Origin of the sequence: Streptomyces fuscichromogenes (genome assembly GCF_014645815.1) — a bacterium.
GTDB classification, from domain to species: domain Bacteria; phylum Actinomycetota; class Actinomycetes; order Streptomycetales; family Streptomycetaceae; genus Streptomyces; species Streptomyces fuscichromogenes.
Genome location: NZ_BMML01000037.1, coordinates 20,762 through 35,389 on the forward strand (window position 1 = coordinate 20,762; position 14,628 = coordinate 35,389).

Below are 14,628 nucleotides of genomic sequence, written 5' to 3' on the forward strand. Positions count from 1 at the left end.
CTCCTCAGCGTGTCAGGACTGGCTCTTCTCCATGGCTTCGATCAGGCTCTTGGGCCGCAGGTCGCGCCAGTTCGCCTCGATGTAGTCAAGGCATTCCTGGCGGCTCTTCTCCCCGAAGACGACCTGCCATCCCGCCGGTACGTCGACGAAAGTGGGCCACAGGGAATGCTGGCCCTCGTCGTTGACGAGCACGAGATAGTCGGCGTCGGGGTCCTCGAACGGGTTCGTCATTTCCGTTTCCTTTCCGATAACTGGCGGTACGGGCGGTCGCTTGGGGCTTTCGCCGGGTCAGTCGTCGTTCTTGTGCAGGAACTCGATGATGGCCGCGTTGACTTCTTCGGGGCGTTCGAGGTAACCGAGGTGGCCGCAGGACGCTATCTCGACGAAGTCGCAGTCCGGAATCGCCTCGGCGACTTCGGCGCCCAGCAGAGGTGGCGTGACGAGGTCGTCGGAGAACGCGATGACCCGGCAGGGGACCGTGACGTTCCGCAGTGCCGGGCGCCGGTCGGCGCCGGCCAGCCCGGCCCAGGTCTGTCCGGAGGCCACGCCCCCGCTGCTGTCAGGGAGTTGGAAGACGTCCAGCCAGAGCGAGACCGCGTTCTCGTCGTCGAGGGTCGCGGGGGAGAGCATCTGGAAGACCGACATGGCCGCGGCGTACTCCGGCGGGAGCTGGACACCGGATTCCGCGAGCGCGCGATGGGCGGCCTCGTGCGCGCTGCGGGCCGCGTCGGAGCGCGCCTTGGTCGACATCAGTACGGCGCAGCGCACCAGGTGCGGCGCTTGGATCAGGAGTTCCTGTGCGATGAGGGCGCCGAGGGAGACCCCGACGACACGGCAGGGTGCGAGCGCCAGCCCCTCGATCAGGCCTCTGGTGTCGCGGACCATGTCGGCGAGTGAGTACCGGCCCGGCGGGCGGTCGGACGGCGGTATTCCGCGGTTGTCGAAGGTGATGGCCTGGTAGCCCGCGCTCACGACGGCGGGGGTCTGGTGGACGGTCCACACCCGCCCGGCGGCGCCCGTGCCCATGACGAAGAGAACCGGCTCACCCGATCCGTGCCGCTCGTAGGCGAGCCGGATGCCGTGGGGCAGCAGCCGGCGTACGGGTTCACCGCTCAGCGCCATTTCCGCTGCCCGTGATCTGATGTGCCGCCGTTTCCGACGCGTCCTGTCGTGAACTCGGCCGTCCGGTCCGGCCGGCAGCAATTGTCGTTGTGACGGGTCGCCATGACGTGGACCACGAGCCGGTCTTCCTCCCCCTGGGTGAGCATTCGATTCGCCGGCCCTCGGTTCCCGGTGTGCACCGTCGAGGGATCTGTCAGCAGGACCATGCGCCCCGACGAATACTGTCTCGCCCTCCAGGCCGGCGCAATACGGTGTCGCTGATCATCCGTCGCGACGGTGTTCAACTGCGGCAGGGAATCGGTTGAACGGGGAGGCTCCCCCTATCAGTCGCGCGGCTGAGATCGCAACTGTACGCGGACGCACGGCCGTTGCCGAGAGGTCGCAGTGTGCCGTCTCCGGATCCCGGGAACTGACTTCGGTGTCCCGAGTCCCTAAGGTGTCTCGGGAGTGTGTGCGTTACCGGTGAGGAATCCCCGACATTGGCGTGGAAATTCCGGTGGAGGAGAGGGCGGATGATCCGTAGGTACGTCAGAAAAGTCGTCCACTGGGCGGAGAGGAAGAACCGTCAGCACTCTCTCGTGCCCACGACCCCCTTCATCACCGGCGAGAAGTTCCCGTGGGCCCGCGATATCGAGGCGCGCTGGCCGGAGATACGGGCGGAACTGGACACGGTGTTGTCCTACCGGGACGACCTGCCGAACTTCCAGGACATCTCCACGGTGCAGCGGGCGCTGTCCCAGGACGACCAGTGGAAGACGTTCATCTTCCACGGGTACGGCTTCACGTCCGCGGACAATCTGCGAAGGTGTCCGAAGACCGCCGAGGCACTCGCCGGTATACCGGGTCTGACCACCGCCTTCTTCTCGGTGTTCGGCCCGGGGAAGCGGCTGCCGGAGCATCGCGGCCCCTACAACGGCGTCCTGCGGTACCACCTCGCGCTGAAGATTCCCGAGCCCGCCGATTCCTGCGGCATCGAGGTCGGCGGTGAGACGCGGCACTGGCGGGAGGGCGGGGGGATGTTCTTCGACGACACCTACCCGCACTCGGCGTGGAACGAGACCGAGGAGGACCGGGTCGTGCTCTTCCTGGACGTGGTCCGGCCGGTTCGCTTCCCCTTCAACTTCCTCAACAGGCTCGTCATCTGGACGATCTCCCAGTCCCCCTTCATCAAGGGTGCCCGGCAGAACCAGGAGGCCTGGGAGGAGCGGTTCGAGCAGCTGCGTGCCGGGCAGGCGTAGCGCGGGCCCGCCCGGTCCGCCGGCGGGGTCCGTCAGCGCCGGATCTCGTGCTCGATGTAGTCGCCCAGCCGCTGGATGCCGTCGCTGATGTCGGTCGGGGTCAGGTAGCTCGTCGACAGCCGGAGGCTGAAGTCGCCGCCGCCCTCGGGATAGAAGTAGGACATCGGTGTCCAGATGACGCCGAACTCCTGCGCGGACCGGGCGAGCGCCTCGTTGTCCGCGCGGAACGGGACCCGCACGGTCAGGAAGAAGCCGCCGCTCGGGGCGTTCCACCGCACGCCCAGGGCTTCGCGGACGTCGGGCGGGAAGCGCCGTTCGAGGTGGCGGAGGGTGGACTGCATGGCCTCCTGGTAGAAGGCCGACGTCCGGTCGTTGAGCACGGCGGCCTGTCCGCCGCCGGCGAGCAGCATGCCGGCCACGGCCGCCTGGCTCAGCGGCGAGGTGTTGACCGTCACCATGCTCTTGATCTTGGCCAGTTCGTCCGCCAGCAGTCCGGTCCGCCCCGTGGCGTCCGTCACCGGCTGGTCCGCGACGGCGAAGCCGAGACGGGCGCCGGGGAACAGCGACTTCGAGAAGGAGCCCAGGTGCACCACGCGGCGGCTGCGGTCGAGGGCCTTCAGCGTCGGCAGCCGCGGTCCGCGGCTCACCAGCCGGTAGGGGCTGTCCTCCAGCACGAGGATGTCGTACCGGTCGGCCAGGTCCAGCAGTTCGTGGCGGGTGTGCAGCGGCATCGTGGTGCCGGACGGATTGGAGTGGTCGGGCACCACGTAGAAGGCGCGCGGCCGGCGGCCCCGTGCGCACTGGGTCCGGATCACCTGCTCCAGATCGGTGCAGCGGAAGCCGTCCTCCTGTTCTTCGACCGGGACCAGTTCGACGTCGAGCAGGCGGGCGACGCCGGTGATCCCGACGTAGCAGGGGCTGGCCACCAGGAGTACGTCGTCGCGGTCGGCGATGAGCGCCCGGACGGCCAGGAGCATCGCCTCCTGACAGCCCACGGTCACCACGACGGCTTCCGGGGCGATGTCGATGCATTCGTCCCGCCGCAGCGACTCGGCGATGAGTTCACGGATCCGCCCGGCGGTCGGGCCGTACTGGAACATCGCGTCGCGGATCTGCTCCGGGGAATTCCCGGTGTCCGCGAGATGATCCAGGTAACGCTGAATGTGCTGGAATATCTGACCGGTGTCGAAGAATCCGTCGTACGGGCGGCCCGGAGCAAATGAGATGGCCTGCGGATAGCGCAGGGTGATCTCGTTGAGGAAATTCATCGTGTCCAGCGTGGGATCCGAGACACTGCCGTGCAGATCGGCCCTGTGGAGTACGGTCCCGGGGAGGTTCTCAGTGGTCAACGTCATGCTCCTGCACCAGGTGGCGGTGGCCGCGCACACCGTGCCGACACCGCTGCTCGCCTGCCGGAATCCGTTCAACTGCGGCCTTGCGGCGGTTGAACGGCAATTCCGGGGTGCGCTGCTTCCGGGATGCTAACAGTGCGTCTCCGGGGCTCACCAGTGACCACGCCCGCGCAATCGGCGGCGGCCGGGCGCGTGTTGTCAGCCGAACCCGCAACGGAGATACTCGGCAGGCAGATCGCCGACGACGGGGCGGCTGTATTTCGCCCTCCGGTCCGCCTGCGGCCGAGCTTTCGCGGGACGCGGGACATGATGACGAAGGAGGTCCGCGCCCCCATGGCTGGAGGCACGGGGCCGGCTCGGCTGCGCCTCGGTGACTCGGTCACCCGCCAGCAGGTCAGGCCCGGCACGCTCAGACGGATCATCCCTTACGCGAAGCCCTATCGGTGGCGGCTGGGGCTGCTGATGCTGGTGACGGCGTCCGACGCGGTCATCACAGTCACGAACCCGCTGATCCTCAGGTCGATCATCGACGACGGTGTCGTGCCGCGCCGGCTCTCGGTCGTCGTCGCGCTGTCGCTGACGATCGCCGCGCTGGCGCTGCTCGACGCGCTGGTCCTCTACGTCCAGATCCGGTGCTCGGCCCGGATCAGCCAGGACCTCATCTACGACCTGCGCACCCAGGTGTTCCGGCATGTGCAGCGCCAGCCGCTGGCGTTCTTCACCCGGGCGCAGACCGGGTCCCTCGTCAGCAGACTCAACACGGACGTCGTCGGCGCGCAGTTCGCGGTGACGTCTCTGCTGTCGCAGGCGGTGTCCACGATTCTCACGCTGGTTCTGGTGTTCGCCGCGATGTTCTACCTGTCCTGGCAGATGACGGTGGCCGCGCTGGTGGTGGTTCCGCTGTTCCTGCTGCCGGGCAGGATGATCGGGAAGCGGCTGCAGCGGCTGGCCCGCGAGCAGATGCAGCTGGACGCCGACATCGCCTCCCTGATGAACGAGCGGTTCAACGTCGCCGGTGCGCTGCTCGTGAAGCTGTACGGGCGGCCGGACGACGAGTCCGGGCTCTTCGAGAGGCGGGCCGGCCGGGTCCGTGACATCGCCACGGTCAACGCGGTGTACGGACGCTCCTTCTTCCTTCTCATGGGCCTGCTGACGTCGCTGATCACGGCGCTCATGTACGGGCTCGGGGGCAGTCTCGTCATCGACGGGAGGTTCCAGCTGGGCACCCTCGTCGCGCTGGTCACGCTGCTGTCCCGGCTGTTCGGCCCGATCAACCAGCTGTCGAACATGCAGGTGGACGTGTTGACGGCGCTGGTGAGCTTCGACCGGGTCTTCGAGGTGCTGGACCTGGAACCGCTCATCACGCAGCGTCCCGGCGCCCGCCCGGTCAGGTCCGCAGGGGACACCGGCGCGCCGGAGATCGAGTTCGACGGGGTGTCGTTCTGCTATCCGGCCGCGGGCGAGGTGTCCCTGGCGTCCCTGGAGTCGGTCGCGGCGGTGGTCCCCGAACGCACGGACCGCACCAAGGTCCTGGACGGGGTGAGTTTCCGCGCTCCGGCCGGCCGGCTGACGGCGCTGGTCGGCCGTTCCGGGTCGGGCAAGACGACGGTGACCCGGCTGGTGCCCAGGCTGTACGACCCGGACTCGGGGACCGTCCGCATCGGCGGCCACGACATCCGGGACGTGACCCTGGAGTCGCTGCGGGAGACGATCGGTGTGGTCAGCCAGGAGGCCCATCTGTTCCATGACACGATCAGGGCCAACCTGGCCTACGCCCGGCCCGGCGCGACCGAGCGGGAGATCGTCGAGGCGTGTCGTGCCGCGCAGGTCTGGGACGTGGTCTGCGCGCTGCCCGAGGGGCTCGACACCGTCGTGGGTGACCGCGGCTACCGGCTCTCGGGCGGGGAGAAGCAGCGGATCACCATGGCACGGCTGCTGCTGAAGTCCCCGTCGGTGGTGGTGCTGGACGAGGCGACCGCGCATCTGGACTCGGAGTCCGAGGCGGCGGTGCAGCGGGCTCTGACGACCGCGCTGGAGGGCAGGACGTCGCTCGTGATCGCGCACCGGCTCGCCACGGTCCGCGAGGCCAGCCAGATCCTGGTCATCGACGAGGGCCGGATCGCCGAGCGGGGGACGCATGAGGAACTGCTCGCGGCCAAGGGGCTGTACGCGGAGGTCTACCGTACGCAGTTCGCCCCGCAGAAGACGGCGACGGCGGAGCAGTGACCGGCGGGCGGGTTAGCGCTGCCGGGTCCCCGCGCCCCCGGGGGTCTGCCAGAGCAGCCCGTCCGGGGAGCTGACCAGTCCGCCGGGGAACAGCGGGGTCTCCTCCTCGGAGTCCTCCCCCAGCATCGCCCGGCTCTGGACCTGGCCGCCCTCGCGCATCGCGTTGCGCACCACCTCGGAGCGGAAGAGCGGCACCATGGTGGCGTCGCCGCCCGCGGCGACCTGGTCCACCGCCGCCGAGAACTCCGCGGACCTCGACCGGAGATCCGCCACGGCGGTCCGCCGGCTGGTGAGGACGCTCTCCCCGGAGGCGACTCCGCCGACGAGCTCGATGAACGACTCGAACTCGGCCGCGGCACTGCCGGTGACCTTCTTCGCCTGCCAGAAGTACGACCCCTCGGTGGCGTTCATGTCGTAGAAGGAGACGAGGAACTCGTAGAAGACGCTGTACTCCCGGCGGTATCGGGCTTCGAACTCCCTGAAGGCGGTCTCCTCGTCGACCGTGCCGGCGAGGACGCTGTTGATGGAGCGTGCGGCCAGCAGGGCGCTGTAGGTGGCGAGATGGACCCCGGACGAGAACACGGGGTCCACGAAGCACGCGGCGTCCCCGATGAGGGCCATGCCGGGCCGCCAGTAGGCGGTCGCCTGGTAGGAGTAGTCCTTGCGGACCCTCAACTGCCCGTACTGGCCGGTGGTGACGCGCTGGGCGTCCGCCAGGTACTCCTTGATCAGGGGGCATTCGTCGATCAGCGCGAGCAGGGCCTTCTCGGGGTCTCCCTGGACCTTCTGTGCCATGTCACGTCGTACCACCGCCCCGACACTGGTCAGTTCGGGGCTCAGCGGTATGTACCAGAACCAGCCGCTGCCGAACGCGGCCGACAGGATGTTCCCGGAGTCGGGCTCCGGCAGCCGCTTGCCGCCGGTGAAGTAGCCGAAGAGGGCGAGGTTCCGGAAGAAGTCCGAGTACTTCCGGTCGCCGCCGGCGCTGTCGTGGATCTGGCTCCTGTTGCCGGACGCGTCGACCACGTACCGGCTGAGGAACTCGCGCCGGGTGCCGTCCGCGTCCGTGCAGCCGACTCCCCTGACCCGGGCTCCGTCGTCCAGTACCCGGCCCACCGCCGTGCCCTCCCGGACGTCGACGCCGAGGCGCCGGGCGTGGTCCAGCAGGATCTTGTCGAACTTCGAACGCTCCACCTGGTAGGCGTAGGACGACGGTCCGGCCATCCTCGGTGACACCGAGAAGGAGAAGGTCCAGGGGTCCGGGTTCGTTCCCCAGCGGAAGGTCCCGCCGCGCTTCCTGGTGAAGCCCGCGGCCGCCAGTTCGTCGGCGACGCCGGTGAGACGGCAGACTCCGTGCACCGTGGCCGGCAGCAGGGACTCGCCGATCTGGTAGCGCGGGAAGGTCTCCTTCTCCAGGAGCACCACCCGGTGTCCCCGCAGGGCGACGAGGGCGGCGAGGGTGGAGCCGGCCGGGCCGCCTCCCACCACGACGACGTCGGTCTCTTCTGTCTGCGCCTGCTGCATGCTGATCCTCCGCTCGGTGGCGCCGCGGGACGGTCCGGGACCCGGCCACGGCCGGGCGTGCTCCGCGCTCAGTACCTCGGCTCGCGACCGGCCGCGTGCTGCCGGTCGACCGCCTCGTAGAGGGCCTTGATGTTGTTGCTGCCGAAGGTGCGTCCGCCCCGTCGGTCGATGAGCTCGTAGAAGAGGGTCTGCCGGGGGTGTCGCGAGGCGGTGAAGATCTGGAGCATCAGCCCCCAGTGGTCGCGGTCGGCGAGGATGTTCAGCTCGCGCAGTTCGTCGACCGGTACCGCGAGGGCGCCGAGCCGCTCGGTCAGCACGTCGTAGTAGCCGGACGGAGTCGACAGGAAGCGGACTCCGCGTTCCGAGAATTCCCGCACGGCGGCTGAAATGTCCTCGGTGCGGAACGCCACGTGCTGTACGCCGGCGCCGTCGTGCAGCCGGACGAACTCGTCGATCTGACCGGGCTTCTTCGTGATGTCCGGTTCGAGGATCGTGAGGGTCAGGCCGCCGGACTCGCTCTGGACGACTTTGGAATCCATTGCCTGGTCGCCGACGATGATTCTCTCGTCGAATATCTGCGTGAAGTCGAATACCGACCGATAGTGGTCCACCGTGCGGTCGAGTTCGCCGGCGGGAACGCAGACGGCGATGTGGTCGATGTCTGTCAGCAGCCCCGGTGCCGTGTCCCGCGGGGTCTCGTCGACGATGCGGCCGGGGGCGAACGGGCCGTCGGCCGCGTCGCGTTCGACGAAGCGCTGGGCGACGTCGCCGAACCCGGTCACCGAGGCGAACGTGACCCGTGTTCCCTCGTCCCCGAGCCGGACCGGGGGTTCCACGGCGGCGGCGCCGCGTGCCACGGCCTCGGTGAACGCGGCGTGGGCGTCGTCGGACACGACGGCGATGACGGCGACGCCGTCACCGTGCCGCCGGACGTAGTCGGCGACCGGATGGTCCGCGCCGAGCGCGGAGGTCACGAGGAGGCTGATCCCGCCCTGGCGCAGCAGCACCGAGCGGCACCCGGGCAGTCCGGTCTCCGGGCCGCCGCGACCGTATATTCGGAAGCCGAACGCTTCGCGGAAGAAATCGGCCGAGCTCTCCGCGTCGGCCACATAGCACTCGAGATGATCGATCGCACCAATATCCATGGGATTCCCCCGGTATCAGAATCGCATCCGCGTGAAGTGATTACTCGATGCGGCGATGTGTGGCACGCTACCTCACGGTCCCGGTGCAGGGGAACGAAGATCGTGACGCGAAACAGCGTGGATTTTCCGGCCGTTGATATCGGCGGGGTCCCGTCGGCGTATCGACATTGACGGACAATGCGCCGGGTCAATAACCTGCGGCTGTGTTTCCTGTAGCCATCAGCGATGAGCAGCTCCGCTCCCTGCTCCGGGAAGCGAGCGATCTTCAGCCAGACCTCGACACCCACCTCTCGGCAGCGGCCTTCGACGGCCTGCCTCCGCACGGTCCGTTCGTCCTGGGAGCCATGGCGTTCCGGGGCGGCGCGACCGGCGGTCTCAAGCACGTGCTGGGGATCACCGACCAGCAGGCCGGCGAGATCGTGGACGGTCTGGTCCGGCACGGGTACCTGGACCTGCGGGTCGACCCGGCCGACCGCCGCCGGGTGCGGATCGAGCTGACCGATCGCGGCCGCGCCGTCGCCCTCTCGCTGTGGGACTTCCTGCGCACCAGGAGGTGGCGTGACTTCCCCTTCAGGGCGGGCGACATAGTCGTCAGCACCCCCGCCAAGAGCGGCACCACCTGGATGCAGATGATGTGCGCGCTGCTGATCCTGCGGACCGCGGACCTCCCGGCCTCGATGCCTCGACTGTCGCCCTGGCTGGACGACATGGCGTGTTCCCGCGAGGAGGTGTTCGCCGCGCTCGCCGGTCAGTCGCACCGGCGGGTGATCAAGACGCATACGCCGCTGAGCGACATCGCCATGGCGCCGGGGGCACCGGAGGTCACCTGGATCGTCGTCGCCAGGAACCCGCTGGACACCGCGATCTCGCTGTACCACCAGAGCCTCAACAACGTCGACGCGCCCCGCGGGGTCACGGGGCCCGGGGGGCCGCGTCCCGGGCAGGACCAGGCGGCGGCGCGGAAGTGGCTGGCCCGGTGGATCGAGGACGACTCAGCGCGCGAGGGGCAGCCGTCCTCGCTGCCGGGCATGATGTGGCACTGGTCGGACGCCTGGTCCCGTCGTGCCGAAGGGGTCCTCCTCTTCCACTACGAGGACCTCTCGGCCGACCTGTCCGGGGAGATGACCCGCCTGGGACAGCACCTCGGCATGACCACCGGGGGCACCGGCTGGGCGGACCTGGTGGCGGCCGCGTCGTTCGAGCGGATGCGTGCCGCCGCGAACCGGCTGCAGCCCCTGGGCCCGGCCAGGAACAACACGGCGTTCTTCCGGCGGGGCGGGTCCGGATCCGGCGCGGTCCTGCTGACCGACGGTGAACTGGCGAGGTACCGGGCGCGCGCGGCCACGCTGGCGCCCCCCGACCTCCTGGAATGGCTCCACCGCCGGTGAGCGGGGGTCACGGCCAGGTCGTCATGTCCGGCGGGTAGCCCATCTCGGCGGCCAGCGACAGCACGGCCTCGCTGTTCAGCACGGGCCGCAGCACCTCGTGGTTGCGGTACCACTTCGCGCGCCTGGGCAGGGTGATCGCGTTCATGGGGGTCAGGCCCCGGACCGCCGGCCCCAGGAAGTGCGAGCGGTCCGTGCCGAGCCAGTCCGCCAGGTCGTCGATCGCCCGGGTCCGCTCCGACTCGGTGCCGATCAGGTCCTCGTAGGTGAGCCGCAGGACGTCGATGTCCTTGTTCCGGGCGAGGAACTCGAAGATCGCCGTGTGCGAGGCACACCACTGCGCGGCGGAGACCTCCTCCAGCGTGGCCCGGGTGAGGTCCTGCCATCGCGGCGGGAAGTCGAGCTTCCACCAGTCACGGCTCCACGGGCGGTCCGGCTCGGTGTATCCGGCGATGTCCAGCGGTGTGTTCACCCGCGCGTTGAAGAACCAGGGCGACAGCCACGCCTCGCGGTAACTGCTGATCGCGGCGCCCGGGTTGCGGGTGAGATGGATGACCCGGATGCGGGCCTCGGGGAAGAACGCGCGCAGGGCGTCCATCTTGTAGACGTTGACCGGTGTCTTGGTGACGACCGTCCTGCTCGCCACGTCCTGCGGACTCGCCCGCCGCCAGGGCTTCGGGACGGCGAGGGGGGCGAACTCGATGACGGTGTCGCCGTGCGGGCCGTACGGCCGCGGCAGGTCCGGGAGGATACCGGCGATCTCGGCCGCCGAGACGTCGGCGTAGTGGGGATTCACCTCCTGGTAGCGGGCCGCCAGCATCTTCAGCAGCGCCAGGCCGACCGACCGCGCCGGATCGCCGCCCCGGCCGGGTCCGTCGGCCTCCTGGTCGCCGAGGGCCTTGGCCAGCATGTCCTCGACCTCCGCCAGGGTCAGCGGCAGCGCGGGCCACTGCACGATCCAGCGCCAGAGGACGTCCTGGGCGTAGCGCGACCAGTCGATGTCGTCCCAGTCGCCCACCGGGTTGCCGACGTCGCTGCCCAGCTCCCGTTCGAGGAACGGGACGTCACCGGTGAGTCCGGCGATCCGCTCGGAGTCCGCCCCGTTGTCCGGGTACGTCCATCCCGCTATCCGCAGGACGGGCTGCATCTCGGCCTGGAAGTGGAGCAGGTCCGGGGCGCCCCGCAGGAGTTCGGTCAGCAGCGTCGTCCCGCCCCTGAACGGGGACGCGACGACCACCAGGTCCTTGACCGCGGTCCGGAAGCCGTCGACCGGGGACCGTACCGTGCTCAGCTCGTCGAGCCGCCGGCGGGCGACGGCGATGACGGGATCGTGCGGGCCGTGTCCTGCGTCGGTTGCTGCCGGGTCGGGCTGACGGCTCCTCACCGCACACCTCCAGTGTGTCGCGCGTTGTGGGTTGATGGCTCGGCTGCCCGGTCGGCCCTGTTCGCGGGCGGCTCACGGAGGGGTCGCGGGCACTGCCGCGCTGAACCGGGCGGCCTTGTCGCCCACGTCCGCCGCGTGCAGCCGTACGGCCTGTTGCAGCGCGAACTCGGCCACGTAGGCGCGGAACACATCCAGCGGTTCCTCCGCCAGGTTCAGCATGCTGCGGTTCGGCACCACCGCCGGGGCGCGCAGCGCGTCGGCGGCCCGCTCGACGGCCGCGTCGACCGCGTCGGGCTCCACGACCTCGTCGATCAGCAGGCGCGCGTCCGGTTCCGTCGCCCGGATCCGCCGTCCGCCAAGGACGACCTGGCGGGCCAGGCGCGCTCCTGCGACCCGGCCGAGCCGCAGGTTGGACACCCCCGGGATGATCCCCTCCTGGGCGGCGGGCAGGCTGACGTAGGCGTCCGCACCGGCGATCACATGGTCGAAGACCAGCAGCAGCTGACAGCCGCCGCCGATGGCGAACGTGTCGACGGCGGCGACCCACGGCTTCTCGACCGTCGCCGACCGCCAGGAGTCCTCCCGTTCGACGAGCACCCCTCTGACGAGCTTGCTGATGTACCCGAGTTCACGCCGCAGGAGGAAGTCGACGAGCGAGATCCGCCCGGCGTGCAGCGCCTTGAGGTTGATGCCCGCGCTGAAGACACGCCGGCCCCGGTAGCGGGGGTGGGTCATCGTCCCGCCGCGCACCACGCCGACCTGCACGTCGGGATCGAGCAGGGCCAGGTCGACGGCCGTCTCCATGTCGTCGACCTGGCGGTTGTCCTCGGCGTTCAGGCAGTCGTCCCGGCACATGGTCAGGTGTGCCACGCCGGCGCGGCGCTCCAGCCGGACCGACTCGGTCTGCAGGACCCCGGTGCCGCGGAACTCCGGGAGCAGCCGCAGCGCGCGTTCGGTGGGCTGGAGCATCGACGTCAGCAGATGCCGGCCGGCGACCGGCGAACGCAGCACGCCGCGCAGGAAGATGCCCTGGTCGATCTCGCGGGCGGCCCGGTCGGCCGGTGGCTCGGCGGGGCCCGGCGGCGGCACCAGCGCCGGGAAGGCGTCGGCCGCCGCGGTCACCAGTTCCGCGATCCTCGGGCGTGCCGACCGGCCGTCGGTGAGCCGGTCGTAGATCTCGTCGGCGTGCCGGTCCATGACCGTGACCCGCAGCCTCCTGACCCGGTCCGCGGTCGTGGAGCGCGCGTCGGTGAGCCGGGCCAGGTCGCGGCTGAGGTCCGTCGCCGGTGCCTCGGAGGTCTCCGTCGTCACCGGCCCGCTCCCGAGGCGGCCTGGCGGAGCATCCGGTCGCATGCGGCCAGGTGGGCGCCGAGCGCCTCCTCGAAACTGACGGTCGCGGCGTCGCGCATGAGCTGTCGTCTGATCGCCAGTTCACGGCCGGAGCGAAGCCCGGCCGCGGCCGCCGCGGCGGCCAGTGCCGCGGCCGGCGCGCCGGTGATCTCGTCCACGAGTCCCAGCTCCGTCGCCTTCGTCGCGGTCAGCGGGTGCCCGAGCAGGACCGTCCGCCGGATCGGTGCGAGGCCGGCCTGCTGGACGAGCCGGTACAGCGCCATGCCGGGCCAGGCGGCGCCGCCGCTCGGTGCGAGCTCCAGCCGGGTGTCGGGGGTCGCGATGCGGTAGTCCGTGGCGAGGAGCGTGTCGAGCGCGATGCCGCCGACGGCGCCGGAGGCGACCGACACGGTGGTCGCGGGCAGCCGTTCGAGCCGTCGCAGCGCCCGTTCCCACTTGCTGACCAGGGCGACGTCGGCGTAGGCGTGCGTGTCGTCCGGTACGGCGGTGACCGACACGGCGAGGAATCCCTCGCGTTCGGCCTCGGCGCAGGCCGCTTCGACCGCGTGGACCAGGGAGGGTGTCAGCTGCCGGGACCCGTCGATCTCCAGGCCGAACCGCATGGCGCTCACCATTGGACCAGCGCCGTCTCCAGCGTGGAACCGGGTCCCATGGTCATCAGCACCCCGTAGTCGCCCTGGGTGGTGACCTGCTCGTTCAGCAGGCGTTCGTAGGAGAACAGGAACGATCCGCTGGAGACGTTCCCGTAGTCGCGCAGGACGCCGGTGGTGTGCCGTACATCGTGGCGGCTCAGGCCGAGGTTGACGACGACGGCGTCGATGACCTTCTTGCCGCCCGAGTGCACCAGCCAGTGGCCGATGTCGCCGCGGAGCAGACCGGTGCCGGCCAGCAGCCGGTCGACGACGGTCTCGGCGTGTGCGCCGACGACGTAGGGGATCTGCGGATCTAGGTAGAAGCTGAACCTGTTGAGGTCCCGGTCCCAGTCGTAGCGCATGGCGTCCACGGCCTCGGGGATGATGCAGCTGGCGAACCGCAGGATGCGGGGGCCGACGCCGCAGGGGCTGCCCGGTCCGTCCGGGGCCTCCGGTCCCGTGCCCGGGGCGTTGTCGTCGGCGACCAGCGCGACGGCCGCGGCTCCGTCGCCGAACAGGCTGTTCACCACGGCGGTCCGCATCGTGGTGTCCATGGCGTAGGCGGCCGAGCAGGCTTCGGAGCACAGCACGACGGCCAGGTCACCGGGGTTGGCCACGGACCAGCCGGATACCAGGTTCAGGGCGTTCAGCCCGGCGTTGCAGCCCATCCCGACGATGTCGGACCGGCTGCAGTGCCGGTCGATGCCCAGCTCGCGGATGATCAGTGCGCTGAGGCCCGGGGTGAGGAATCCCGTCGAGGTGACGCAGCACAGGTGCTTGAGGTCGGACAGGCTCGCGCCGGCCCGCTTCAGGCAGCCCTCCAGTGCGCGGATGCCCGATGCGACGGCGTGGGTCCTGTGCTTGTCGAGCAGGTCTCCCTGTGGTTCGCCGACGGGGCGGCCGTCGGCACCTGTGGGGGGCAGCACCAGATGCCGCCGCTCGATCGAGCTGTTGAGGAACACTCCCCGTGCCTTGGGGTCGGTGATGCCGAAGAGGTCCAGCACCTCCTGCTGCGAGTAGGAGAGCGGCGGAACCGCCGTTCCCACGCCGACGATTCTCGCCCGGAGAGTCCCGGCGGACCCCGCTCGGACCGGTTTCGGCAATACCTCTGGCCGCATGTCGATGGTCACCGGAATGTCCACCCCCACATGCGCTGCTTACTGCGGATGATTCGTTTGACGCTCCACTCGTGCTGCACGCATCTCCCCCTTTCTTCCTCGGTGGCGGACCGGATCCCGGGCCGGCCGCTTTCATTCGGTGGCAGCCAAAT

The 14,628-nt window shown here is 69.9% G+C and carries 12 protein-coding genes; 3 read left to right on the forward strand and 9 right to left on the reverse strand.

What is annotated here, in order from left to right; genetic code table 11:
- Nucleotides 1-12: 12 nt before the first annotated feature.
- Together IEZ11_RS45270 and IEZ11_RS45275 are read right to left on the reverse strand one after the other, a co-directional pair.
- Complete coding sequence (locus tag IEZ11_RS45270) at nucleotides 13-231, reverse strand: MbtH family protein (protein WP_189268918.1); 219 nt, start codon at nucleotides 229-231, stop codon at nucleotides 13-15.
- A 57-nt stretch (nucleotides 232-288) separates the two neighbouring features.
- Nucleotides 289-1,122 carry an alpha/beta fold hydrolase gene (locus IEZ11_RS45275; RefSeq protein ID WP_189268919.1) on the reverse strand — a complete coding sequence of 278 codons (834 nt, stop codon included), beginning with the start codon at nucleotides 1,120-1,122 and terminating at the stop codon, nucleotides 289-291.
- A gap of 578 nt (nucleotides 1,123-1,700) precedes the next feature.
- On the opposite strand from IEZ11_RS45275, the gene IEZ11_RS45280 reads away from it, so the two are divergent.
- On the forward strand, nucleotides 1,701-2,360 hold the full coding sequence (locus tag IEZ11_RS45280; protein ID WP_229713754.1) for an aspartyl/asparaginyl beta-hydroxylase domain-containing protein: 660 nt from the start codon (nucleotides 1,701-1,703) through the stop codon (nucleotides 2,358-2,360).
- 32 nt (nucleotides 2,361-2,392) lie between these two features.
- On the opposite strand, the gene IEZ11_RS45285 is transcribed toward IEZ11_RS45280, so the two are convergent.
- Nucleotides 2,393-3,715, reverse strand: coding sequence for an aminotransferase-like domain-containing protein (locus IEZ11_RS45285; RefSeq protein ID WP_229713755.1), 1,323 nt, complete (start codon nucleotides 3,713-3,715; stop codon nucleotides 2,393-2,395).
- A 330-nt stretch (nucleotides 3,716-4,045) separates the two neighbouring features.
- On the opposite strand from IEZ11_RS45285, the gene IEZ11_RS45290 reads away from it, so the two are divergent.
- A complete protein-coding gene (locus IEZ11_RS45290) occupies nucleotides 4,046-5,938 on the forward strand; it encodes an ABC transporter ATP-binding protein (protein WP_189268921.1) in 1,893 nt (630 codons plus the stop codon).
- A gap of 12 nt (nucleotides 5,939-5,950) precedes the next feature.
- On the opposite strand, the gene IEZ11_RS45295 is transcribed toward IEZ11_RS45290, so the two are convergent.
- Together IEZ11_RS45295 and hppD are read right to left on the reverse strand one after the other, a co-directional pair.
- The gene (locus IEZ11_RS45295; RefSeq protein ID WP_189268922.1) at nucleotides 5,951-7,462 is read right to left on the reverse strand and encodes a tryptophan 7-halogenase; all 1,512 of its coding nucleotides are present in this window, start codon (nucleotides 7,460-7,462) and stop codon (nucleotides 5,951-5,953) included.
- Between the two features lie 68 nt (nucleotides 7,463-7,530).
- Complete coding sequence (gene hppD / locus IEZ11_RS45300) at nucleotides 7,531-8,607, reverse strand: 4-hydroxyphenylpyruvate dioxygenase (protein ID WP_189268923.1); 1,077 nt, start codon at nucleotides 8,605-8,607, stop codon at nucleotides 7,531-7,533.
- A gap of 203 nt (nucleotides 8,608-8,810) precedes the next feature.
- On the opposite strand from hppD, the gene IEZ11_RS45305 reads away from it, so the two are divergent.
- The gene (locus IEZ11_RS45305; RefSeq protein WP_189268924.1) at nucleotides 8,811-9,995 is read left to right on the forward strand and encodes a sulfotransferase domain-containing protein; all 1,185 of its coding nucleotides are present in this window, start codon (nucleotides 8,811-8,813) and stop codon (nucleotides 9,993-9,995) included.
- Nucleotides 9,996-10,002: 7 nt separating this feature from the next.
- On the opposite strand, the gene IEZ11_RS45310 is transcribed toward IEZ11_RS45305, so the two are convergent.
- From IEZ11_RS45310 to dpgA, 4 genes are all read right to left on the reverse strand, one after another.
- Nucleotides 10,003-11,376 carry a sulfotransferase gene (locus tag IEZ11_RS45310; protein WP_189268925.1) on the reverse strand — a complete coding sequence of 458 codons (1,374 nt, stop codon included), beginning with the start codon at nucleotides 11,374-11,376 and terminating at the stop codon, nucleotides 10,003-10,005.
- Nucleotides 11,377-11,448: 72 nt separating this feature from the next.
- Nucleotides 11,449-12,687, reverse strand: a complete 1,239-nt coding sequence (dpgC, locus tag IEZ11_RS45315; protein ID WP_308426595.1) for a (3,5-dihydroxyphenyl)acetyl-CoA 1,2-dioxygenase DpgC — start codon at nucleotides 12,685-12,687, stop codon at nucleotides 11,449-11,451.
- Nucleotides 12,684-13,328, reverse strand: coding sequence for an enoyl-CoA-hydratase DpgB (gene dpgB, locus IEZ11_RS45320; RefSeq protein WP_229713756.1), 645 nt, complete (start codon nucleotides 13,326-13,328; stop codon nucleotides 12,684-12,686). The genes dpgC and dpgB overlap by 4 nt, the downstream gene beginning before the upstream one ends.
- A 5-nt stretch (nucleotides 13,329-13,333) precedes the next feature.
- Entirely contained in the window at nucleotides 13,334-14,476 is a 1,143-nt protein-coding gene (gene dpgA / locus IEZ11_RS45325) for a 3,5-dihydroxyphenylacetyl-CoA synthase DpgA (protein WP_189268965.1), read from the reverse strand.
- Nucleotides 14,477-14,628 lie beyond the last annotated feature (152 nt).

Coding starts and splice junctions, on each gene's coding strand:
- IEZ11_RS45295 (WP_189268922.1), bottom strand. CDS start 7,462: ATGCAGCAGGCGCAGACAGAAGAGACCGACGTCGTCGTGGTGGGAGGC.
- IEZ11_RS45285 (WP_229713755.1), bottom strand. CDS start 3,715: ATGACGTTGACCACTGAGAACCTCCCCGGGACCGTACTCCACAGGGCC.
- dpgA (WP_189268965.1), bottom strand. CDS start 14,476: ATGCGGCCAGAGGTATTGCCGAAACCGGTCCGAGCGGGGTCCGCCGGG.
- hppD (WP_189268923.1), bottom strand. CDS start 8,607: ATGGATATTGGTGCGATCGATCATCTCGAGTGCTATGTGGCCGACGCG.
- dpgB (WP_229713756.1), bottom strand. CDS start 13,328: ATGCGGTTCGGCCTGGAGATCGACGGGTCCCGGCAGCTGACACCCTCC.
- IEZ11_RS45270 (WP_189268918.1), bottom strand. CDS start 231: ATGACGAACCCGTTCGAGGACCCCGACGCCGACTATCTCGTGCTCGTC.
- IEZ11_RS45290 (WP_189268921.1), top strand. CDS start 4,046: ATGGCTGGAGGCACGGGGCCGGCTCGGCTGCGCCTCGGTGACTCGGTC.
- IEZ11_RS45275 (WP_189268919.1), bottom strand. CDS start 1,122: ATGGCGCTGAGCGGTGAACCCGTACGCCGGCTGCTGCCCCACGGCATC.